Source organism: Aeromonas salmonicida, assembly GCF_028355655.1.
Taxonomy (GTDB): Bacteria; Pseudomonadota; Gammaproteobacteria; order Enterobacterales; family Aeromonadaceae; genus Aeromonas; species Aeromonas salmonicida.
Genome location: NZ_CP110645.1, coordinates 3,820,674 through 3,842,619, shown reverse-complemented (window position 1 = coordinate 3,842,619; position 21,946 = coordinate 3,820,674). Strand labels below are relative to the sequence as shown.

General features: G+C 61.4%; 17 protein-coding genes and 1 riboswitch. Of the genes, 8 read left to right on the top strand and 9 right to left on the bottom strand.

All coding sequences use genetic code 11. From position 1 onward, the window contains the following. The first annotated feature begins 114 nt into the window (after positions 1-114). On the top strand, positions 115-741 hold the full coding sequence (locus tag ONZ54_RS17810; protein ID WP_271786820.1) for a YitT family protein: 627 nt from the start codon (positions 115-117) through the stop codon (positions 739-741). Positions 742-895: 154 nt separating this feature from the next. Here the strand turns inward: ONZ54_RS17810 and ONZ54_RS17805 are convergent, their stop codons facing one another. The 3 genes from ONZ54_RS17805 to ONZ54_RS17795 are packed head-to-tail and all read right to left on the bottom strand — an operon-like array spanning position 896 to position 3,566. Continuing rightward, complete coding sequence (locus ONZ54_RS17805) at positions 896-1,684, bottom strand: heme ABC transporter ATP-binding protein (RefSeq protein ID WP_021138346.1); 789 nt, start codon at positions 1,682-1,684, stop codon at positions 896-898. 14 nt (positions 1,685-1,698) lie between these two features. Continuing rightward, entirely contained in the window at positions 1,699-2,730 is a 1,032-nt protein-coding gene (locus ONZ54_RS17800) for a FecCD family ABC transporter permease (protein ID WP_169046694.1), read from the bottom strand. After that, complete coding sequence (locus ONZ54_RS17795; RefSeq protein WP_271786819.1) at positions 2,727-3,566, bottom strand: heme/hemin ABC transporter substrate-binding protein; 840 nt, start codon at positions 3,564-3,566, stop codon at positions 2,727-2,729. The genes ONZ54_RS17800 and ONZ54_RS17795 overlap by 4 nt, the downstream gene beginning before the upstream one ends. 168 nt (positions 3,567-3,734) lie before the next feature. Between ONZ54_RS17795 and hutX the strand changes: the two genes are divergently transcribed. Both hutX and hutZ read left to right on the top strand, forming a co-directional pair. Beyond that, a complete protein-coding gene (gene hutX, locus ONZ54_RS17790) occupies positions 3,735-4,247 on the top strand; it encodes a heme utilization cystosolic carrier protein HutX (RefSeq protein WP_087756388.1) in 513 nt (170 codons plus the stop codon). After that, entirely contained in the window at positions 4,244-4,801 is a 558-nt protein-coding gene (hutZ, locus tag ONZ54_RS17785; protein WP_005311733.1) for a heme utilization protein HutZ, read from the top strand. Before hutX ends, hutZ begins: the two co-directional genes overlap by 4 nt. Before the next feature lie 70 nt (positions 4,802-4,871). On the opposite strand, the gene ONZ54_RS17780 is transcribed toward hutZ, so the two are convergent. The 3 genes from ONZ54_RS17780 to ONZ54_RS17770 are packed head-to-tail and all read right to left on the bottom strand — an operon-like array spanning position 4,872 to position 6,871. Continuing rightward, entirely contained in the window at positions 4,872-5,276 is a 405-nt protein-coding gene (locus ONZ54_RS17780) for a hypothetical protein (protein ID WP_005311736.1), read from the bottom strand. Between the two features lie 39 nt (positions 5,277-5,315). Further along, on the bottom strand, positions 5,316-5,867 hold the full coding sequence (locus ONZ54_RS17775; protein ID WP_096120078.1) for a cysteine hydrolase family protein: 552 nt from the start codon (positions 5,865-5,867) through the stop codon (positions 5,316-5,318). 20 nt (positions 5,868-5,887) lie between these two features. Beyond that, positions 5,888-6,871 (bottom strand): ChaN family lipoprotein, encoded by a 984-nt coding sequence (locus ONZ54_RS17770; protein ID WP_271786818.1) that lies wholly within the window; start codon positions 6,869-6,871, stop codon positions 5,888-5,890. Positions 6,872-7,058: 187 nt separating this feature from the next. Here ONZ54_RS17770 and ONZ54_RS17765 point away from each other — a divergent pair, with 187 nt between their 5' ends. Continuing rightward, complete coding sequence (locus tag ONZ54_RS17765; protein WP_271786817.1) at positions 7,059-9,152, top strand: TonB-dependent hemoglobin/transferrin/lactoferrin family receptor; 2,094 nt, start codon at positions 7,059-7,061, stop codon at positions 9,150-9,152. Positions 9,153-9,431: 279 nt separating this feature from the next. Continuing rightward, positions 9,432-10,571 (top strand): 3-phenylpropionate MFS transporter, encoded by a 1,140-nt coding sequence (locus tag ONZ54_RS17760; RefSeq protein ID WP_271786816.1) that lies wholly within the window; start codon positions 9,432-9,434, stop codon positions 10,569-10,571. A gap of 72 nt (positions 10,572-10,643) precedes the next feature. On the opposite strand, the gene ONZ54_RS17755 is transcribed toward ONZ54_RS17760, so the two are convergent. From ONZ54_RS17755 to ONZ54_RS17745, 3 genes are read right to left on the bottom strand one after another with little or no spacing between them, the layout of a single operon-like run. Further along, positions 10,644-11,852 (bottom strand): hypothetical protein, encoded by a 1,209-nt coding sequence (locus tag ONZ54_RS17755; protein ID WP_271786815.1) that lies wholly within the window; start codon positions 11,850-11,852, stop codon positions 10,644-10,646. Positions 11,853-11,869: 17 nt separating this feature from the next. After that, a complete protein-coding gene (locus ONZ54_RS17750) occupies positions 11,870-12,079 on the bottom strand; it encodes a helix-turn-helix domain-containing protein (RefSeq protein WP_005311752.1) in 210 nt (69 codons plus the stop codon). 7 nt (positions 12,080-12,086) lie between these two features. Continuing rightward, positions 12,087-12,713 (bottom strand): DUF2975 domain-containing protein, encoded by a 627-nt coding sequence (locus ONZ54_RS17745; protein WP_271786814.1) that lies wholly within the window; start codon positions 12,711-12,713, stop codon positions 12,087-12,089. A 223-nt stretch (positions 12,714-12,936) separates the two neighbouring features. Here ONZ54_RS17745 and ONZ54_RS17740 point away from each other — a divergent pair, with 223 nt between their 5' ends. The 3 genes from ONZ54_RS17740 to ONZ54_RS17730 all read left to right on the top strand — a co-directional run bounded on the left by ONZ54_RS17740 (position 12,937) and on the right by ONZ54_RS17730 (position 21,886). Next, positions 12,937-16,437, top strand: a complete 3,501-nt coding sequence (locus ONZ54_RS17740; RefSeq protein ID WP_087756381.1) for a hybrid sensor histidine kinase/response regulator — start codon at positions 12,937-12,939, stop codon at positions 16,435-16,437. A gap of 173 nt (positions 16,438-16,610) precedes the next feature. Further along, a riboswitch (cyclic di-GMP riboswitch) is annotated at positions 16,611-16,698 on the top strand. Between the two features lie 111 nt (positions 16,699-16,809). Further along, positions 16,810-19,422: a glycosyl hydrolase family 18 protein gene (locus ONZ54_RS17735; protein ID WP_271786813.1), complete on the top strand. Its 2,613-nt coding sequence runs from the start codon at positions 16,810-16,812 to the stop codon at positions 19,420-19,422. A gap of 88 nt (positions 19,423-19,510) precedes the next feature. After that, positions 19,511-21,886 carry a M66 family metalloprotease gene (locus ONZ54_RS17730; protein ID WP_271788304.1) on the top strand — a complete coding sequence of 792 codons (2,376 nt, stop codon included), beginning with the start codon at positions 19,511-19,513 and terminating at the stop codon, positions 21,884-21,886. Positions 21,887-21,946 lie beyond the last annotated feature (60 nt).

The following is a 21,946-nucleotide window of genomic DNA, read 5'->3' as shown; positions in this document are numbered from 1 at the left end:
TGTGATCATGCTCGCAAAAAATAGACTGGACCCCATAACGAAGCCCTGCGGACAGGGCTCGCGTCCGCCACGGCGGCAAAAACACTCTTTTCACTTCGCTATTGGATACAGGTTATGGACAACACCCCGGGCTCTGCGGACCCGCACGCTTCTGTGCACCCGCTTTATGAAGATGTACTCGCCCTGCTGACAGCAGCCGGTTTCGTTTCTCTCGGTATCTTCCTGTTTCATCAGGTTGGCCTGCTCACCGGCGGTACCGCCGGGCTGGCGCTCTTGCTGCAACAGGTGACGGGCCTGAGCTTCGGCCTGCTGTTCTTCGGTATCAATCTGCCGTTCTACGCCCTGGCCTGGCTGAGGATGGGGCCCCGCTTCACCCTCAACACCTTCTTCTCGGTGGCGGCTGTCTCCTTCATGACGGATCACCTCAACGCCGTGCTGCAGATCGGCAAGATTGAGCCCGTCTATGCGGCCCTGATCGGTGGCACCCTGATTGGCATGGGGCTGCTCATCATGTTCCGCCACAAATCCAGCCTGGGTGGCTTCAACATACTGGCGCTGTTTATTCAGGACCGCTTTGGCATCCGCGCCGGCAAGCTGCAAATGGGGCTGGACTGCACCATAGTCGTTGCCTCCTGCTTCGTGGTGCAGCCCTGGATCCTGGCCCTCTCGGTAGTTGCGGCCATCATCTGTAACCTGGTGTTGACACTCAATCACAAGCCGGGCCGCTATCAGATAGCGTGAGAACCCGATATTGCACTCATCCGATATCCGTATCGGGTGTTGACGTTCAACGACACAAGCCGGGCCGTTATCAGATAGCCTGAGCCAGAACTTCTCTCACAATCAAAAAGAGCGCCTGATGGCGCTCTTTTGCTATCCAGGATCCCGACCCCTCTCACACCACCATGGGCAGGCCTGTCTCAGGGTGATGGATCACCTGAGCGGGATAATCATAGAGGCGGTCGATCAAGGCCGGGGTCAGTACCTCGGCCGGGGTGCCATCGGCCATCAGCCTGCCCTGATCCAGCATCACCAGTCGATCGGCGTAGCGCGCCGCCAGATTGAGGTCGTGCAGCACCACCAGCACGGCCGTGTTGCGGGCGGCCAGGGCGCGAGCCATGGTGAGCAGCTGGTGCTGATATTTGAGGTCGAGCGCCGAGGTGGGTTCGTCCAGCAACAACAGGCGCGCCTGCTGGGGATCGTCCGGCGCCTGCCAGATCTGGGCCAGCACTCTGGCAAACTGTACCCGCTGTCGCTCCCCCCCGGAGAGGCCGGGATAGAGACGTCTGGCCAGGTGATCGACCCCGGCGTGGGTCATGGCGGCCCGCACAATCTCGTCTCGTCGGCTGCCTGGCTCAGTGTGGGGCAGGCGCCCCATGGCGACCACCTCTTCGCACAGAAACGGAAAGTTGAGAGACGAGCTCTGCGGCAGCACGCCGACGCGGTGGGCCAGCTCTCTGCTGGCCCAGGCTTGCCGCTCCCGGTCAAACAGATTGATTTCCCCTTCGTACTCCAGCTCGCCGGTCAGGCATTTGAGCAGTGAGCTCTTGCCTGCGCCGTTTGGCCCAAGCAGGGCGGTGAGCGTGCCGCCCTGCAGTGTGAGGTCGAGTCTGTCCAGGATAGGGCGGCCACCGCGGGTGAGGCTGAGCTGGTGGCAGCGCAGCAGAGGGGATGATATTGACAAGGTGAGACCTCCGGTTAAAGCGTCCGGCGGCCCTTGACCAGCAGCCAGATAAAGAAGGGGGCGCCCAGCAGGGCAGTAATGATGCCCACCGGCAACTCGGCCGGCGCCATCAGGGTGCGAGCCAGCATGTCGGCGCCCAGCAGCAGGGCGGCGCCGAGCAAAGCTGAAAGCGGCAACAGTCTGACATGGTTGGGCCCGGCCAGCAGTCGCACCAGATGGGGCACCACCAGACCGACGAAGCCGATCATGCCCGCCACGGCGACGGCGACACCGACCCCAGCGGCGGTGAGCAAGATGAGGCGCCGCTTGAGGGATTGCACATTCACTCCCAGATGACGGGCTTCCCCTTCCCCCAGCAACAGGGCGTTGAGGGGATTGGCATCGCGCATGAACAGCAGCAGCAGGGCGATCAGGGTAGCCAGTGCCAGTGCCACATCCACCGGTTTGCCTGCCGCCAGTGTGCCCATCTGCCACAGGCTCAGGTTGCGCAGCATCTGGTCGTCGGCCAGATAGGTGAGCAGGCCGATCACTGCGCCGGAAAGTGCCGTGATGGCGACCCCGGCCAGCAACATGACGGTGACGGAGGTGCCACCTTCCCGGGTGCCGAGCAAATATACCAGCGTGGTGGTGAGCGCCCCGCCGAGAAAGGCGAGCAACGGCAGCAGGCCGATGCCGAGCAGACTCTGCCACTGCTGGCCGAGAGGAGCCAGCAGCACTATGGCCAGCGCGGCACCGAGGGCGGCCCCGCCGGAGACGCCAATGATGCCGGGATCGGCCAGCGGATTGCGAAACAGCCCCTGCATGACGGCGCCACAGAGGCCGAGAATGCCGCCCACTGCGATGCAGAGCAGGGTACGGGGCAGGCGGATCTCCTGCACGATCAGCAGCTTGTGGGCTTCAATGCCGCTTTCCTGACCGGCAAACAGGGCGCGCAGACTCTCGCCGAGGGAGAGCGCCATGGGGCCGGTCGCCAGGGATCCGACCAGCAGCAGTGCCAGCGCGGCGCTGGTGAGGCAAAGCAACCATGGCAGTGGCAGGCGCATCATGAGCCCAGCTTGATCCACTTGGCGATCTGGTTCGCCTGTTGCAGCGAGGTGAGACTGAGACCCCCTTGCAGGGCGTGGCCGTCGATGGCGTGGATAGCTCGATTCTTGCCTGCCGGCGTCGCTGCGAGCGCGGGCACCTGTGCCAGCACAGTTTCCGGATCCTGATATTGCTGCCAGTCGCGACCGCTCACCAGCACCAGGTCCGGCTGCAGCTTGATCAGGGCTTCGGCAGAGACGGGTTTGTAGTCGCTCAGCTGGTCTACCGGATTGATGCCGCCCGCCAGGGTGAGCAGGGCGCTGGCGGTGGTGTTGCCGCCGGCTATGCTGGTGGGTTGCCCCTTGTGCAGCAGCAGGAAGGCGACCTTGAGCGGCTTGTTCTGTTTAGCCTGCGCGGCCAGCTGATCGGTCTGGGTCTGGATCTCGGCCTTGAGTGCCGCCCCGGCGGCCGGGTCATTGAGCAGCTTGGCCAGGGTATCGATACGCTGGTTGAGGTTGGCCAGGGTCGGTGCCGTCTCCAGCACACTCACTGCTACGCCTGCACGGCGCAATTGATCCAGCGCCGGTGCCGGGCCCATCTCGTCGCTGCCGATCAGGCGGGTTGGCGCCAGACTGAGGATCCCCTCGGCGGAGAGGGCACGGTGATAACCGACCCTGGGCAGATTTTTCGGTTCAACGCTGCTGATGTCGGTGGCGATAAGGCTCTGTTCACCGCCCAGTGCCAGAATGAGCTCTGTGGTGGCAGGACCTATGCTGACGATACGTTCCTGCGCGCTTGCTGGCAGGGAAAGAGCTGAGCAGCTCAGCAGGGTGAGTGCGAGGGCAAAACGACGGCCCATGCTAACCTCCGAAGGGTGAATGAAGTTGGGTTTGCGCCGAGAATATCAAGTCGGTGAAAAAAATGCACTGAGAATGAAATCGATTATCAATTGCATTGGTTTGGGCGCTTTATTACAGTATTCGCCATGACAGAAGAGGGATGCAGAACGCATCCCCAGGGAGAACCGATGAGCATTGCACAACGCATTCATGAGCTGCTGGAGCAAGATCCCAGCGCCCATCCTTCCAGCATTGCCACTCAGCTGGCGGTCAGCGAGTGGGAGGTGGTGCGCCACCTGCCCGACGAGCTGGTGACCCAAGTCCCCGCCGAGCAGGCCGAAGCCCTGCTGGCGGATCTGGCCGACTGGGGTCAGGTGACCACCATCGTCGAATCCGATGGTTCCATTTTCGAGGTGAAGGCGCCCTTTCCCAGGGGCAAGAATGCCCGTGGCTACTACAACCTGATGGGGCGTGACGGCGAGATGCACGGCCATCTCAAGCTCGACAACGTGGTCGGTATTGCCCTGGTCAGCAAGCTGTTTATGGGTAAAGAAGGCCACTCTTTCCAGTTCTTCGGCCACAGCGGTCGCTGTATTTTCAAGGTCTATCTGGGACGTGATGAGCAGCGCAAGCTGTTGCCTGCCCAGGTGGAGCGTTTCATGGCCTTGCGCCACCAGTACCAAGAGGAAGTAAAAGCATGAGTGAACGTCAGGAGCGTCTGCAGAATCGTCTGCAACCGGAGATCCGCGAGTTTCGCGACGGTTGCCGCACCCTGCAACTGGCGACGGTGGACAGCGAAGGCAACCCCAACGCCAGCTATGCCCCCTTCGTGCTGCAGGAAGATGGCTACTATGTGCTCATCTCTGAAATCGCCCGTCACGCCCGCAACCTGCAACAGGTACCCAAGGTATCGCTGATGCTGATCGAGGACGAGACAGGTGCCCGTGAGCTGTTCGCCCGCAAGCGTCTCACCTTTGATGCACTGGCCGAAGTCGTGGCTCGTGACGACGTGCGCTGGAGTCAGGCGATTGCCGCGCTGGAAGGGCGTTTTGGCGAGATAGTCAAAGGGCTGTCCAATCTCAAGGATTTCGTGCTGTTTCGCCTCAAACCCGAGCAGGGTTTGTTCGTCAAAGGCTTCGGCCAGGCATTTCGCGTCTCAGGTGACGAGCTGGTGGATTTCGTGCATCTGGTGGAAGGGCACAAACGGGTCGACAATGGTGCCGAGCTGACCAGCCCGGCCGATGCGCCGGTCTGACGACAGGCCTTTGCAATAAAAAACGGGCAGCCCAGGCTGCCCGTTTTTTATTGCGTGTCACACCAGAGAGCTAGTCCTGCCAGGAAGCCTTGTTGGGGAAGGCATCGCGATCGGCCTGGCTGGCCGTCTCGTTGCACTCGCCCCGGATCTTCCAGGAAGTCTGGCTGAGGATGATGTAGCCATTGTGGCAATACTTCCGTTCGGCCAGGGTCTGGGTCAACTGTGCATCCTGCAGGGCTTCACGCCGTTCCAGCAGACTCTTGCTGCGACTCAGGCGATTGCCGTCGTTCTCCTCCAGCCGGGTAGGCAGGGTGTCGAACGGTGCGGCTTCAAACGTGAAACGCTTGCTCCCCTCTTCGTTGATCTGGGTTCTAAACAGGGGGGCAGGGCCATCCGGCTGACGCCCCGGCAAACCGGAGCAGGCAGAAATTGCCGGTAACAACAGCATGAATGCAACGGCAGACAGTAGACGCACACAAGACTCCAATCCGGTGATCACTTCAAGGCTGGCAGATTAACACGCCAGCTCGGGCTGGGTGGCTTCGAGCAACGCATCCGTCGTGAGCAGGGTCACGGTTCTGCCCTTTGGCAGGCTCAGGTGCTCCCACATCCAGTGGTGATGCTCGATGATTTTTTCTGCACTCAGGTGAGGACGATCCGCCGTGGTGTGGGCATCCGTCACCGCGAATACGTCAAATCCCCGGGCGGCGGCGCTGCGCAGCGTGGTGTCGACACAAAAATCGGTGGCACAGCCGCTGATCAGCAGGCGATCCACTGCCTGTTCCGCCAGCAGAAAGCCGAGCTCTGTATCGAGGAAGCTGTCGCAGGCGGTCTTGCTCACCCTGCTGTCGCTGCGCGCCGGGATCAAATCGGCGTGGAGCTGCCAGCCTGCACTGCCGGGTTCCAGTTCAGAACCCGGTGCGTCGTGCTGCACATAGATGACACGGCCCTGATTGGCCCGCACGCTGTCTGCCAGACGATTGATATTGGCAATGACCTGCGCGTCCTGATGGCGGGGATGAGCAAACAGCCCTTGTTGCATGTCGATGACCAGTAACACATCCATATGGAATCCTTAGGCGATTTTCAGGGTTGCAGCCATTGGCTGCAGTCACGGCTTCGGGATTGATGCAGTGCGCCCATATCTTGCTTCATTTCATCTGCATTTAGCCAGCGTTCTGGCAGAGGTGTGATCCGGGCCCGTATATCGGCAACTTGCCCGGCGGGGATCTGTGCATTCGTCTGCGATAGAGTCTCTGGCACCACCAGCGCGACTTTGAGCGCAGGGTTGCGACTGGCGATGCGGCTGGCGAGCCCCAGGCCCCCCTCGACGTGGAAGTTGCCGGCGATGTGCATGATGCGCCGGCCGGGATGCTGCTTGAGATAATCGACCATGCTTTCGGCCATGGTGTCATCCCAGCTGGTCTGGGCGGCGAAGCGGCGGGCATTGCCGTCGGCATCACCGTGGTGGAGCGAGGCCATGAATTTCTGGCGATAGCCATCGTCGGTGAGCGTCAGCTCGCGGGCAAGCTGGCTGCGGCGGTTGGCGGGGAGCTTGTCGAGCCACTGTGGCCCCTCCTGACCGACACAGCTCACCAGCGGCTTGGGGGCGTTGGCTGCGATGACCGGCAGATGGTGCTGTTTGGCAAACTCCACCAGCGGGCGATAGTCGCTCTGGTAGTTGGGCCAGGCGTTGCCATCGCGAATGAGGGCCGCCTCACCTATGCGCCCGGCCAGATAGGCATCCACCACGGCTTGATCGGCACGGCTGAACTGCTCCATGGAGAGCACAAGGGCACGACCATCGGCCCGGGATGCTTCTTCCAGCCCCGCCAGCAGACGGGCCTGCAGCAGGTGTATGGCAGTATGGGTATGCAGCTCGCCCACCAGCACTATGTCGGCGTCCGCCACCCGATCCACCGCCTGTGTCAGCGTCAGCTCACCTTGGCCTGCATCGGACTGGCCTGCGCTGAGCTGATAGTGGTAGAGGGTGCCGGCATCGTCACCGGGCGGTGTGGCGCAGGCGGCCAGCAGCAGGGGAAGGGTGAGCAGGGGCAGTAGTCGGGTCATGGTATCTCACAACGAAGAAGAGCCGGAGCCATACGATGACAGTATGGCGAGCTGGAAAACAGAGGGGAATAGTGTAGAACCTAACTATGACAAAAGAAAATGAGAATGATTCCTTTTATTGTTGATCTTTGTTGCGAGCTAAGTAATATGCCAGCTGTTTGATAACGATTCTCAATAAGGATTCACAGTGGCGCACAACAACACCCTCTCGCTGGTTGCCCTTGCCGTGGCGGCCGGCCTCGCTTCCCCGGTTTTTGCGGCGGACAAGAAAGCAGATGAAGTCATGGTCGTCAGCGGCTCACGGATGGAGCAAAAACTGGAAGATGTTTCCGGTCCCATCACTGTGATCACAGCCAGGCAGATTGAAGAGCAGGCGGTGAGCAACGTTGCCGACCTGTTCCGTTACGAGCCGGGCGTGACTGCGATAGGCGGTGCTGGTGATGCCCAGACCTTCGTCATCCGTGGCATGGGTGAAAATCGGGTCAAGATGGTGCGTGACGGTGTGCGCCAGAACGATGCTTACAAGAACGGCGGGGTCGGCCAGAGCTACTTCGACACCGACATGATCAAGCAGATTGAAGTGGTCAAGGGGCCTGCGTCGGCGGCCTACGGCTCCGATGCCCTGGGCGGCGTCATCGCCATCACCACCAAGGATGCCAGCGATTTCCTCCGGGGCCGCGACAGCTATCTGGACGTGACCAGTGGTTACGCCTCCAGCAGCCATCAGAACATGGCCGGTTTTACCGGTGCCCTGCGCAGCGGCGAGTTCGAGAACCTGCTGCGCTACACCTGGCGTGACGGCGGTGTGACCCAGAACTACGATGGCGACAAGAAGGAGTTCGACATCGTCAGCCAGGCCGTGCTGTTCAAGAGCCAGTGGAACCTGAGCGACGATCAGTTCCTGAAACTGACCGTCGACTACTTCAACGAAGGGCAGGATCCGGATGCCGTCGATCTCACCAAGGCAGGCTCCGTCTTCAATCAGCCGATCACCGACAAGGACACGGACAACCTCTCCCTGATGCTGGATCACGGCATCGCCCTGAACGCGCCCTGGGTCGATCGCATCGACAGCAAGGTCTACTATGCCCGCACCAAGCAGACCCTGGATCAGTACGCCTCTTCCAAGTATCCGGTCAGACCGGGCAACCCCTATGTGACCAAGAACTCGCTGGACAGCAATGGCTTCGAGCAAGAGAGCCTGGGGGCCCAGGTGAAATTCAGCAAGGCACTGGCCAGTCAGCGCCTTGCCTGGGGCCTGGAGTATGAGCATACCGACAACGAGCGCACCCGTTTCAAGGCGCCGACCACGCCGGGTGACTTTGTTGGCTACAGCGAGCTGAGCTTCCCGTCCACTACCACGGAACACGGTGCTCTGTGGGCCTTCGACGAGCTGAAATTTGGCGAGCGCTGGGTACTGACGCCGGGTGTTCGCTACGACTACTACCGTATGAACCCGGATCAGGATCCCGCCTACACGGGCGAAAACCTCAAGAAGTTCTCCGAAGGGGAGTTCTCACCCAAGCTGGGGCTGGTGTTCAAGGCACACGAGGCGGCCAATCTGTTCGCCCAGTACAGCCATGGCTACAAGACCCCCATGTATGACAACGCCTTCTCGACCCTGAACCACCAGGCGTATGGCTATCGCATCGAGCCGAATGCGAACCTCAAGCCCGAGAGCAGCGATGGTATCGATCTGGGGGTACGCGGCGATGCCGGCGGCTTCAGCTACGAAGTGGCGACTTTCTACAACAAGTTTGACGACTTCATCGAGCTGACCCAGGTCGGCACCGAGGGTCGCACTGCCCTTTATCAGTACCAGAACCTGGACAAGGCGACCACCAAGGGGGTCGAGGCCAAGGCTGACTACTGGTTGAATGACCTGGTCAACGTCTGGGGCAACCTGGCTTATATCGAAGGCAAGGATGGGGATGGCAACTACATCAACAGCCTGAGCCCGCTCAACGGCAGTGTGGGTGTGCGTCTGGAACAGGCGAACTGGAACATCAACACGGCGCTGCGCTTTGCCGATGACATGGACAAGGTGGGCAAGGATGCCAGAGGCAACGACAACATCAAGAGCGCTGGCTGGGGTGTGGTGGATCTCTACGCCCAGTTCAAGCCCATACAGGATCTGCAGCTCAACGTCGGTGTCTTCAACCTGTTTGACAAGGAGTATGTCAGCTACGAGAACATCACTGGGCAGAGCGCTACCGCCAACACCAGCAACAAGACAGAGCCGGGCCGCAACCTGAGCGCACGGGTCAAGTACGTCTTCTAATGCCGGTGAGCAGCACGCACATCTTATGATTCAGGGGCCGCAAGGCCCCTTTTCTGTGGACTGAAACCGGCCCATGACCACTAAAAAAAGAAACCCGCCAGAAGCGGGTGGAAAGATTGCAACACTAACCAGGAGGTGGTGTTACTCAATAGACTCCGCTCTTGTGGCAATAGTTCAATTTTATTGATGTTTTTCATTTTTGCTTCCCCTCGGGATCGCAGGATCCTCCCCTGCAAATCGGTTATCATTTGTGCCCCTTCTTCCCGCTGTCGAGGATCTATGCCTGCCTTCTCCTGGTTAGCCCTGTTCTTTGGCGCCTTCTACTTCGTCTATGGTGCCTATCTGCCGTTCTGGTCGCTCTGGCTGGAGGGGATCGGCGTGAGCGCCGAGATGATAGGTCTGTTGCTGGGAGCCGGGATGGCGATCCGCTTCGCCGGCAACCTGATGGTGATGGGGCAGATCAAGGGGGCGGGGCACCTGCTGCCCATCACCCGGCTGCTCTGTCTGCTGAGTCTGCTGGCCTTCCTCGGCTTTTATCTGAGCCATAACCTCTGGTGGCTGGTGGGCTTGACCCTGGTGGCGAATTTCATCTACCCGACCCTGATGCCGGTGGGGGAGGCACTGGCTACCCGCATGGTGGTGCAGGCCCATCTCGACTACGGCAAGGTGCGGCTGTGTGGCTCGTTCGCTTTCATCGTTGCATCTACTCTGGTGGGATCGCTGGTGGGGAATTTTGGCAGCGACTGGGTGCTGCATACCATGGTGGCGGGATTGCTGCTCATGCTGTTGCTCAGCTGGTTGCCGCTGCATCCGGCGCCCCGCGACATTCAGGGAGAGCGGGCGAAAGCCTCCCTGCTCGATACCCTCAAGTCCCCTTCGGTGCGCCGCTTTCTGTTGATCTCGGCCCTGCTGCAGGGCAGCCATGCCGCCTACTACGGCTTCAGTGCCATGCACTGGAAGGCGGCAGGTTACAGCGGTACCACCATAGGCTATCTGTGGGCGCTGGGGGTGGTGGCGGAGATCGGCATGTTCGCCGCCGACAAGCGCTTTCTCAACCGCTTCGGTGCCCAGAGCCTGTTTCTGGTGGGGGCGATCGGGTGCGTGGTGCGCTGGAGCCTGCTCGGCGCTTCCACCGATATGGTGGTGCTGGTGGCGGGCCAATTGCTTCATGCGGTCACCTTCTGCGTCAGTCATCTCGGCGCCGTGCGCTTCATGACCCGTCAGTTGCCAACGGAGCAGCTGATCCCCACCCAGGCACTCTACGCGGCGCTCGGTCTCGGTATGACGGTGGCCGCCCTGATGACACTCTCTGGCCTGCTGTTCGAGCCTCTCGGTGGCGGCATCTTCTTCATCATGGTGCTGGTGGTGGTGCCCGTTTTCTTCCTGCAGCTGCGCCCTGGCGAGGCGGCCTCAGCCTGATCTTGGCCGAAAATGAAGGTGCCAGACAAAGTGAAGGGGAGCATGTGCTCCCCTTTTTGCATGTTGCTCGCCTCACGCTGGCTCGCTCAGATAGCGGCTGATCAGGGCGTGCCAGACCTCGGCACCCAGGGTGCCAGCAAGCAAGGTGCTGGAGGCCGCATCGAAGCGACCATCCTCTTGCCAGGAGAGGTGTGGCAAAAGTGCCGACAGGGTACGGTGATGGCGTTGCAGGGCCAGATCCAATGCTTCCCAGAAGGCGCTCCCTTTCACGTAGAAAAGGGGATAGTAGGAGAGATCTCCCGCCTTGACCGCATCACTGGCCCGATAGAGGCCTGCCTTGGCATGAGGCAGACGGTCTTCGCGCTGCGCCAGCTCGTCGGCGGCCGTGGTGGTGTCCAGACGGAAGCGGTGCAGCGACTTGATGGCAAGGTACTCCGCCAGGCTCTCGGCGACCCAGGTCGGTCTGGCCCGGGTGTCGAGCATGTGTACCGCCTCGTGGGCACTGGTGCGTAGCAGGAGCAGTGGGGCATCGGCAGTGGGCTGGGTGTCGCTGACCGGATAGTTGGCGACAAAGGCCCCGGCACCTGCGGCGCCTCCCAGCGAGTGGGTACTGATGTCGCGCGCCAGCCACACCAGTTGCCAGGGCTTGCGTGGGGGCGGGGCATCGAGCTGAAAGGCGAGGTAATCGATAATGGCCTCCAGCTTCTTTTGCAGGCTGGCGATATTCAGCGTCCCGGCCACCCCATCGTGATGGATCTGCAGACGTGCTCCCTGCCGAGACTGGGTTGTCGCTGGCAGGGCGAAGGGCAGGATCAGTGGCGGCTCGTCCATGCGGGGCATGGGGTGGCACCGGCCATCCGGCAGGCAGACCCGGCCCGGTTGTGCACCCTGCTGGCGCGGGAAGTTCCCCCATTCGGTGACTAGCCAGCCGCCTTGTGGAAAGTAGAGGCTCTGTTGGGTAGAGGCATCGGCCCCGGTAGCAGGCACTGGCTTGAGCGTCACCTGCCAGCTCAGCTCGCGGCACCGGATTGGCTGGCCCGGCTTGACCCTGGCGCCGCTCTCCAGACAGGTAAGAGCAGGCAGCCCTTGTTGTGGTATGCCGCGCAAGGTACGGGCGGGCAGAAGAGTGAAAGGCTGTGTCCCTTCCGGGCTGAAGCGGATCAGCAGGGTATCGGGTTTGGCGCTGGCCATGAGCTGATAGCTTGGGTCGGGCGGGGCCTCGACGGCTGCTCCCCAGAAGGGGAGCAGCAACAGGCTCTGGATGACGGGTGGAAGGGTCATGGCGTCGTTCCTGCGGATTAGCGCTCTTGCTCATAGCCCAGCAGGTCGCCCGGCTGGCAGCCCAGCTCGCGGCAGATGGCTTCCAGGGTGGAGAAACGGACAGCTTTGGCATGACCGTTCTTGAGGATGGAGAGGTTGGCCTCTGTGATGTCGACCCGCTGGGCCAGTTCACGGGCTGTCATCTTGCGCTCGGCCAGCAGGGCGTCGAGCCGGATTATGATGGGCATGGGATCCTCACACCGTCAGTTGTTGTTCGTCGGCCAGCTGTTTGGCCTCGCGCATCACCAGGGCCAGTGCCGAGACAATCAAGCCGGCCAGCAGCAGCCTGAAATCTGATGAGCCTATGCTGATGGTGCCATGCAATTCAGGCCCCTGCATGGTGAGGGCTATGTCAACGAGCGGCATTGTGATGATTTCTGCGATGAAGCTGGCACACAGCAGCAAGCCGAGCCAGCGATAGCGGCGGATCTGGCCGAAGGTGAACAGCATGGCGTGCCGATAGCCGCGAAACAGCTGGTGCAGTTGCCACAGGATCAGCATGAACACCAGATCGGGGAGCAGCATGATCAGGGTGGCCAGCAGGCGAGTGCCGAAGGTGAGCGGATAGTCGCTAAGCACAGGTGCCGGCGGGGTTAGCAAGGTGCCGAGGGCCTGATCTTCCTGAGTCTTTAGTGGCACGCCGTTGAACACCTTGTCACCGTCGTGGCCGAGCGCCTTTACCAGTTCGTCGTGCAGGCTGTCATTGCCACCAAGCAGATGAGACCAGGTATCCGTCAGCGTCATGAGTGGGGTGGCCAGCAGGGCGAACAGCAGGATCCATTCGATCAGGCTGCTCATGCGTTCGAGCTTGTTGTATTTCATCCTATACCTCGTGATAGACGCCATGGGCCGCACAAGGCGGCATTTGCTTACTGTTTATCGATAATCTTACGCTAATATTTATCGTTTTTCGATATTCCGTCAAGGGGTTTTTTATTGAAAAACGATAAGGATTGACTGGCAAGAAGGAGATGACATTTTCCGGGCACCTCTCTAGACTGGCAGCTGCCGCGCTTAAATATTCAACATGGACAAGAGGTTACAGATGCACCAGGGATGGCTGCTGATCGGGTTGTCGCTCGCCTATCTGGGGCTGCTGTTTCTGATCGCCTATGTGGCTGACAAGAGCAAGCGTCGCCGTCTTAAGGGGCAACCCCTGCTCTACAGCCTGTCGCTGGCGGTCTACTGCACCTCCTGGACCTTCTTCGGCACCGTCGGTCAGGCGAGCGAATCCCCCTGGTCGCCGGTGCCCATCTATCTGGGCCCCATGCTGGTGTTCCTGTTCGGCTGGCGCCTGCTGGCCCGCCTCATACTGGTGGCCAAGCGCGAGCACATCACCTCCATCGCCGACTTCATCGCCGCCCGCTATGGCAAGTCCCAGCGTCTGGCCATGGTCATAGCGCTGATCGCCATCATGGGCATACTCCCGTATCTGGTCTTGCAATTGAAAGCCATAGTGACCGGGCTGGATCTCTTGATGGCCAACTCTGTGTCTGCCGGCCCCACTGGCAATACCGCCGGGCTGGCCCTCGGCGTGGCTCTGCTGCTGGCGCTGTTCAGCATACTGTTCGGCACCCGCAACCTGGATGCCACCGAGCACCACAGAGGTATGGTGGTAGCCATCGCCTTCGAATCCGTGGTCAAGCTACTCGCCTTCGTGACCGTGGGGGGCTTTGCGCTCTGGCTGATCCTGAGCAAGCCGAGCCAGGCCCGCACCCTGGTGGCCAGTGACTTTCTCGATGCCGTGGTGGCGGTGACGCCGGGCGGTCTGCTGGAGCTCGCCATCTACACTCTGGTCGCCATGTGCGCCGTCATCTGCCTGCCGCGCCAGTTCCACGTGACAGTGGTGGAGAACAATCAGGGCCAGGATCTGCACTGGGCGCGCTGGCTGTTCCCGCTCTACCTGTTCGTGATGGGGCTCTTCATCTGGCCGCTGGCGCTGGCGGGCAAGCAGTGGGTGGGGGCCGGCATGGCCTCGGATACCTATGTGATCAGCCTGCCCATGTCACTCGGTTTCGACGGCATGGCGATGCTGGCGTTTCTCGGCGGCACCTCGGCGGCCACCGGCATGGTGATCGTCTGTACCATTGCCCTGGCCATCATGGTCAGCAACGATCTGGTGCTGCCTGTGCTGCTGCGCCGCTTCTGGCAGCAGGGGCGCGACGAGCGGCTGGTGCGGCTGCTGCTGCAGGTGCGCCGGGGCGCGATTCTGCTGATCCTGCTGGCGGCCTGGGGGCTTTACCTCTGGCTTGGGGATCTCACCAGTCTGTCGCGCATCGGCTATCTGTCGTTCGGTGCCGTGGCCCAGTTCGCCCCCGCCCTGTTGCTCGGCCTCTACTGGCGGCACGGCAACCGCAAGGGGGTCTATCTTGGCCTCGCACTCGGGGTCAGCCTCTGGTTTGTCACCCTGCTGGCGGAGAGCGGCCTGCTGGCCGGCTCGCCGCTGGAATCCCTGCTGGCGCCACCCGACTGGCCCGCATTTCGCGATCTGAGCCTGGGGGCCTGGTGCATCTTCCTGAGCCTCTTGCTCAACCTGCTCGGTTATGTGGCGGGATCCCTGCTGTCGCGGGCGGCGGTGAGCGAGCGGCTGCAGGCGGCCAACTTCGTTGGCAAGCCGAGCCGCGATACCACGGCCCTCTATCAGGCGCGGGTCTCGGTCAAGGAGCTGGAGATGCTGGCGGCCCGTTTCGTCGGCTCGAGCCGGGTCAAGCGGGCCTTCGGTCGTTTCGCCGGCGAGCGGGGCGGCACCCTGGCGCCCCAGATGCAGGCCTCGGCTGAGCTTATCGCCCATACCGAGCGGCTGCTGGCCGGGGTGTTTGGCACTTCGTCCGCCCGGTTGGTGCTGGCGTCGGCCCTGCAAGGGCGCAACATGCAGCTCGAGGAGATCGCCACCATAGTGGACGAAGCCTCCGACGTGTTTCGCTTCAACCGCGGCCTGCTGCAGGGAGCCATAGAGCACATGGGGCAGGGGATCTCCGTGGTGGACAGAGAGCTCAAGCTGGTGGCCTGGAACCGGCGCTACATAGAGCTGTTCCACTACCCGCCCGGCCTCATCCAGATGGGGCGATCCATCGAGGAGATCATCCGTTACAACGCCGAGCAGGGGCTGTGCGGCCCGGGAGATATCGAGGCCCAGGTGGCACGGCGGGTCGCCTTCATGCAGCGCGGCAGCCCCCACATCTCGGCGCGGGAGCGACCCGATGGCCGGGTGATCGAGATGCAGGGCAACCCCATGCCGGCCGGCGGTTTCGTCATGACCTTTACCGACATCACCCCGTTTCGCGACGCCGAACGGGTGCTGCGGGAAGCCAACGAACACCTGGAGGCGCGGGTGGCCGAGCGTACCCACGAGCTGTCGGAGCTCAACCGCCAACTGCTGCTGGTGAACCAGCAGGTGGAGCGGGCCAACCACTCCAAGAGCCGCTTCCTGGCGGCGGTGAGCCACGATCTGACCCAGCCCCTCAACGCCGCCAAGCTGTTTACCTCTTCCCTGCTGGAGATGCTGCCGCCCCGGGATGAGACGGCCCGCATCGCCCGTCACATCGACGATGCGCTGGGGGCGACCGAGGATCTCATCACGGATCTGCTCGACATCTCGCGGCTCGAGGCGGGCAAGTTCAAGGCCAAAAAGCTCGATTTCGCCCTGCACGACGTGTTCGACAACCTCAAGGCGGAGTTCGGGGTGCTGGCCCAGGCGGGGGGCATTCAGTTCTCGGTGGTGGAGAGCAAGCTGGCTGTGTACAGCGACGTGCGTCTGTTGCGACGGGTGCTGCAAAACTTCCTCACCAATGCGTTTCGCTACAACCCGGGCGGCCGTGTGCTGCTCGGTTGTCGCCGTCTGGGGGACAAGGTGCGCATTGAGGTGTGGGACAACGGTCCCGGCATACCGCTCGACAAGCAGGAAGCGATTTTCGACGAATTTTCCCGCCTCGATCACTCCCGCACCGCCAAGGAGCAGGGATTGGGTCTGGGGCTCGCCATCGCCCGCGGCATCGCCCTGGTGCTGGGCCACAACCTGACCCTGCGCAGCTGGCCGGGGGCGGGATCCGTGTTTGCCATCACCCTCAATCTGGCGACCCGCCCTGTTGCAACGACGCAAGTGGCGGCGCCCGCCCTGCGGGACAGCCAACTGGAAGGCGTTCGGGTGCTTTGCATCGACAACGAGGGCGACATTCTCATCGCCATGCACTCCCTGCTGGGGCGCTGGGGCTGCGAGGTGGTGTGTGCCCAGAGCCAGGCTCAGGCGGAGGATCTCATCGCCGGCGGTTTCCTGCCGCAGCTGGTGCTCTCCGATTACCACCTGGATGACGGCAAGACAGGGTTGCAGGCCCTGCACATGCTGCGCCTCGCCCATGGCAACGACATTGGCGGCATCATCATCAGTGCGGATCGCAAGAGCGAGTTGCAGGCGCAGATCCGTGAACACGGCTACGGCTACATCAGCAAACCGGTCAAACCGCTCAAGTTGCGTGCGCTGATGAACAGCATATTGCGGCCTGCCAAACTTGATGATGATCACGAAACAAGTAATTCGTCTGATTTTTAATCTCAGCCCCGAGACGTCAAGATCGGCGCTTTCTTACACAACAAAGCGTCTTTTCTTCTCGTTTGGGGCTATTTTCCGATAAAAAGTGGCTTATTAATAACCTGCCAGGGGTTTGCCCTTCCTCGTTTAACTCCTTATATTCAACCGGCGATTATTTTTTGTCGCAAATCAAGTTGTGCAAAAGGCAAACCGGACGAAAGTCCGGGACGCAAAGCTTCCGGTCTAAGGGTCAGCAGTACCTAAGATAGCGGGGCCACCACAGGTTGTTTCGTCCATGGGCCAAGCCATGGCGCGATGTTGTCTGCGTTACCTGTCTGGTTGGCGTTGCCTTTTTCGTTGTTAATTCCAAGAACGAAATAAGGATATTCAACTATGTTAAGTCCAAAACCCTCAGTACTGGCGTTGTTGGTCGGGGGTCTGTGTGCCTCCTCTGCCTTCGCTGCCGCCCCCGGCAAACCCACCATCGGCTGGGGCGAAACCAAGTTCGCCATCGTCGAAGTCGATCAAGCCGCCACCTCCTACAACAAACTGGTCAAGGTACATGCCGATGGTGCGCCGGTCAGTGTGAGCTGGAATCTCTGGTCCGGTGATGTCGGCCAGACCGCCAAGGTACTGCTCGATGGCCAGGAGGTGTGGTCCGGCGCCGCGTCAGCCTCCGGCACCGCCAACTTCAAGGTGACCAAGGGGGGCCGCTACCAGATGCAGGTGGCCCTGTGCAATGCCGATGGTTGCACTCTCTCCGACAAGAAAGAAATTCTGGTGGCCGACACCGATGGCAGCCATCTGGTGCCGCTCAAGGCACCGTTGCAGGAGAACAACAAACCTTACGCCAACAAATCCGGCAAGGTGGTGGGGGCCTACTATGTGGAGTGGGGCGTCTATGGCCGCAAGTTCACCGTGGACAAGGTCCCGGCCCAGAACCTGACTCACATTCTTTACGGCTTTACCCCCATCTGTGGTGGCAATGGCATCAACGACAGTCTCAAGTCCATCTCCGGCAGTTTCGAGGCGCTGCAACGCTCCTGCGCTGGGCGGGAGGACTTCAAGGTCTCCATCCACGATCCCTGGGCTGCCATCCAGATGGGGCAGGGCAATCTCACCGCTTATGACGAGCCCTACAAGGGCAACTTTGGCAACCTGATGGCGCTCAAGAAGGCCTATCCGGACCTGAAAATTCTCCCCTCCATCGGCGGCTGGACCCTCTCCGACCCCTTCTTCTTCTTTGGTGACAAGACCAAGCGCGACACCTTCGTCGCCTCGGTGAAAGAGTACCTGCAAACCTGGAAATTCTTCGACGGGGTGGACATCGACTGGGAGTTCCCGGGTGGCCAGGGAGCCAACCCGGATCTTGGCAATGCCTCCGATGGCGAGACCTATGTGCTCTTGATGAAGGAGCTGCGCGCCATGCTCGACGAGCTGAGCGCAGAGACGGGCCGCACCTACGAGCTCACCTCCGCCATCAGTGCTGGCGATGACAAGATTGCCAAGGTGGATTATCGCGCCGCCCAGCAATACATGAATCACATCTTCCTGATGAGCTACGACTTCAACGGCGCTTGGACCAACACCGAGCTGGGGCACCAGACCGCCTTGTATGACGCTAGCTGGGATCCCGATACCCGCTACACCACGGACAAGGGGGTGAAGGCACTGCTGGGTCAGGGCGTCGAACCGGGCAAAGTAGTGGTTGGCGCGGCCATGTATGGCCGTGGCTGGACCGGCGTCAGCGGTTATCAGGGCAACAATCCCTTCACCGGCACCGCCACCGGCCCCATAGCGGGCACCGAAGCGGAAGGGATCTGGGAGAAGGGGGTCATCGACTACCGTGGCATCGCCAAGGGCAAGATGGCCGGTGACTGGCAGTACAGCTATGACGAAGTGGCCGAGGCACCCTATGTGTTCAAGGCATCCACCGGTGAGCTCATCACCTTTGATGACGACCGTTCGGTCAAAGCCAAGGGACAGTACGTGCTGGCCAACCAGCTCGGCGGCCTGTTTGCCTGGGAAATCGACGCCGACAACGGCGACATTCTCAACGCCATGCACGAGGGGCTGGGCAACGGGGAAGGCACAACGCCGCCCACCAACAAGCCGCCTGTTGCCAACGCTGGCAATGATCTTGCCGTGACCGGCCCGGCAGAGCTGGTGCTGGACGGTTCCTCCTCCCGCGATCCGGAAGGCGCTGTGCTCGGCTACAGCTGGACTCAGGTCTCGGGTCCCAAGGCGACCCTGAGCGATGCCAACCAGGCCAAGGCCAAGGTGAGCGTCGACGCGGTCAGCCAGGACGTGAATCTGGTGTTCGAACTGACGGTGACCGACGATCACAACCTCAGTGCCAAGGATCAGGTTGTAGTGACCAACAAGGCGCCGCAACCCAACCTGCCGCCTGTGGTGACGGTGCAGGACAAGGTCTCGGTACAGGCTGGCAAGCAGGTGAGCATCACTGCCAACGCCACCGATCCCAACGGTGACACCTTGAGCTATCAGTGGAGCGTCCCGGCAGGCCTGACGGCCAGCGGTCAGAACAGCAGCACTTTGGTGGTCACCGGTCCCAGCGTGACCGAGTCGACCGGCTACGACCTCACTGTCACAGTGACCGACGGCGTGCTGGATGCCCAGGGCAAGACCCATCTCACCGTGACCCCGGTCAGCGGGGGAGGCGAGTGCGGGGCGACCGATCCAGATGCGGCCAACTGGCCGGCCTGGAAAGCCGCGACCACCTACAACGGTGGCGAGAAGGTGAGCCACAACCAGCTGGTGTGGCAGGCCAAGTACTGGACCCAGGGCAATGAACCGAGCCGCAGCGCCGATCAGTGGAAGCTGACAAGCCAGGTGCAGCTGGGCTGGGATGCCGGTGTGGCCTACAACGCCGGTGACCTGACCACCCATAACGGCCGCAAGTGGAAGGCCCAGTACTGGACCAAGGGCAATGAGCCCGGCAAGCACGACGTCTGGCAGGACCTGGGCGCCGCCACCTGTAATTAACTTTTTTGTCAACTAGCCTTTCTGTGAACCAACCGGGGGCATGCTTGGCATGCCCCTTCTTTTTCCCACAACAACAGCGAGCGTCATGATGACCATACACACTACCCGTATTGCCAGCCTGATCACCGCAGTGCTGGCAAGCGGTTCTCTGCTGGCCGCTACTCAGGCTGTCCCTGCCCTGATATTCGACGGCACAACCCCACAGAATGACTTGCAAGGATCCTTGGCGGCCAGGGTGCAGTTTGCCCAGAGCCAGATCCTGCCCGCCCATCCTCGTGAAGGGGACAATCAGCCCCATCTCACCGCCCTGCGCAAGAGCCTGTTGCTGGTCAGGCCGATGCAAGCCGACAACACAGCTCCCATGGTGGTGATGGCCTATGATGGGACGGGTAAGTTGCTCGGCTCGGTGGGACTCAATCCACCCTCTAAACTACCCAAAACGGCTTACTACCTGGAGGGTTCCCCCGAAGAGGGGGTCGATTTCACCCCAGGCCCCGGTACCACAGGCGTCATCAACAGCAGCAGCGAACTGGCAAAGCTGGGTGATCCGGCCGGCGCCTTCCTGCTGAGCAAGTTGCGAGTCCATGCGCTTGTGTCCATCCAGACCGCAGACGGGCGCTGGGTGCGCAACGTTTATTTGCCGACGGATGCGGCGCTGGAAGGCAAGATGGTGCGCCTCGCTTCCAATGCCGGCTACGACTCGACTGTCACGTTCAGTGGCCGTCAGGTGACACTCTCCCGCGGTCAGAGCCAGCAATTCAAATTTGTGCGCGGTCAGTGGATCCGTGACGGTGAGCTGGAAAATAACGGCATCACTTACGCCAGCGATGCCTGGAGCGGGGTATTGCCCTCCAAATGGATAGTACCTGGACTCAGCTTGTGGTTCAGTCATAACCAGCTCCACGGCGAGCTGACGGGCCTCAAGGTGGGGGCACCGGGGGAGCTGCTGATCCACACCATCGACATCGGCATGCTGACCACACCGCGCAACCAGTTTGCCTTTGCCAAGGATCCCGAGGCGCATCGGGAGTACTTCCAGACCATACCTGCCAGCCGTCTCATCGTGAGTCAATATGCCCCCCTGTCGCTGCCCGAGGTGATGCTGCCGGATGGCACCCTGCTCACCGACTTTGATCCGAGTGAAGGGGGCTGGCACGACGGCACCATGCGCCAGCGCATCGGCAAGGAGCTCATCTCCCATGGCATCGACAATGCCAACTACGGCATCAACAGCACGGCGGGGGAGGGGGAGAGCAGCCACCCCTATGTGGTGGCCCAGCTGGCTGCCCACAACAGTCGCGGCAAGTACGCCAACGGGGTGAAGGTACATGGCGGCTCCGGCGGGGGCGGCATAGTCACCCTGGACGCGTCCCTTGGCAACGAGTTCAGCCACGAGGTGGGTCACAACTACGGCCTTGGTCACTATGTGGGTGGCTTTGCCGGCTCTGTGCATCGCAGCGCCGACCAGATCAATGCCACCTGGGGCTGGGACGGCGACAAGAACCGCTTCATTCCCAACTTCTTCGCAACCCGCAGCGGCCAGAGCACCTGTCTGGATGGCCAGTGTCAGGCGCCGTTCCATAGCCGCACCTTTGGTCTCGATGCCATGGCTGGCGGTGCGCCGCTCTCCGGTTTCAACCGTTTTACGCTCTACACCCCCAACTCGGCGGCCATCATCCAGCGCTTCCTCGAGAGCAAGGCAGTGTTTGATGCCAGTTCAGCCACGGGTTTCAGCAAGTGGAACGAGAGCCGCGCCAAAATGGAGCCCTACCGTCACAAGATCGACCTTTCCGAGCAGATCACGGCACCCGTGAGTGAGCTGGGGGAGGTGAAACTGGCCGCCCTGCTGGCCGAGTACGACCTGGTCAAGGTGGCCATGTGGGATGGCAACTGGACCCGCAACATCCAGCTGCCGCTGGCCTCGGCGGTCAATCGTGGCCGCATCGTCACTGTCGATCATGACGCCGGCTACAACAGTACCCTCTTCATCAACGGCCAGCAGGTCACCGTCTCCCGTGGTTTCAAGAAGAGTTACACCTCGGACGGTGCACGCTGGAACGAGGGGCCGCTGGCGGACCTGGCGGTGGAGCGAAAACCTGACGCCTTCGGGGTGCCGGTGACGACCCTGGTCGGTTACTACGATCCGCAGAGGCAGCTGCCCGGTTATCTCTATCCGGCCTTGCACGGTGCTTATGGCTTTACCTATGGCGATGACAGCGAGCGGCTCGGGACGGGGGATTGCCAATTGCAGGTGGAGACCCGTGATGGGCTGCTGCGTTTCAGACTGGCCAACCACCGCCTGAGTGCCAGCGTGATGAACAAGTTCCATGTCAACGTGCCCACTGCCAGCGAGCCGCGCAGCGCCAGCGTGCTGTGCCGCAATCAGGTGCAGAGTGACGCTCTGCTCACGCCGGCACCGGCCGGTCTTGGCTACACGGTCAACGGCATGCCGTTGACGCGCTGAGACGCTTTTTCCTCGCACAATGCGAGGTACCACAGGCGGGGGCCAAGCCCCGCCTTTTAT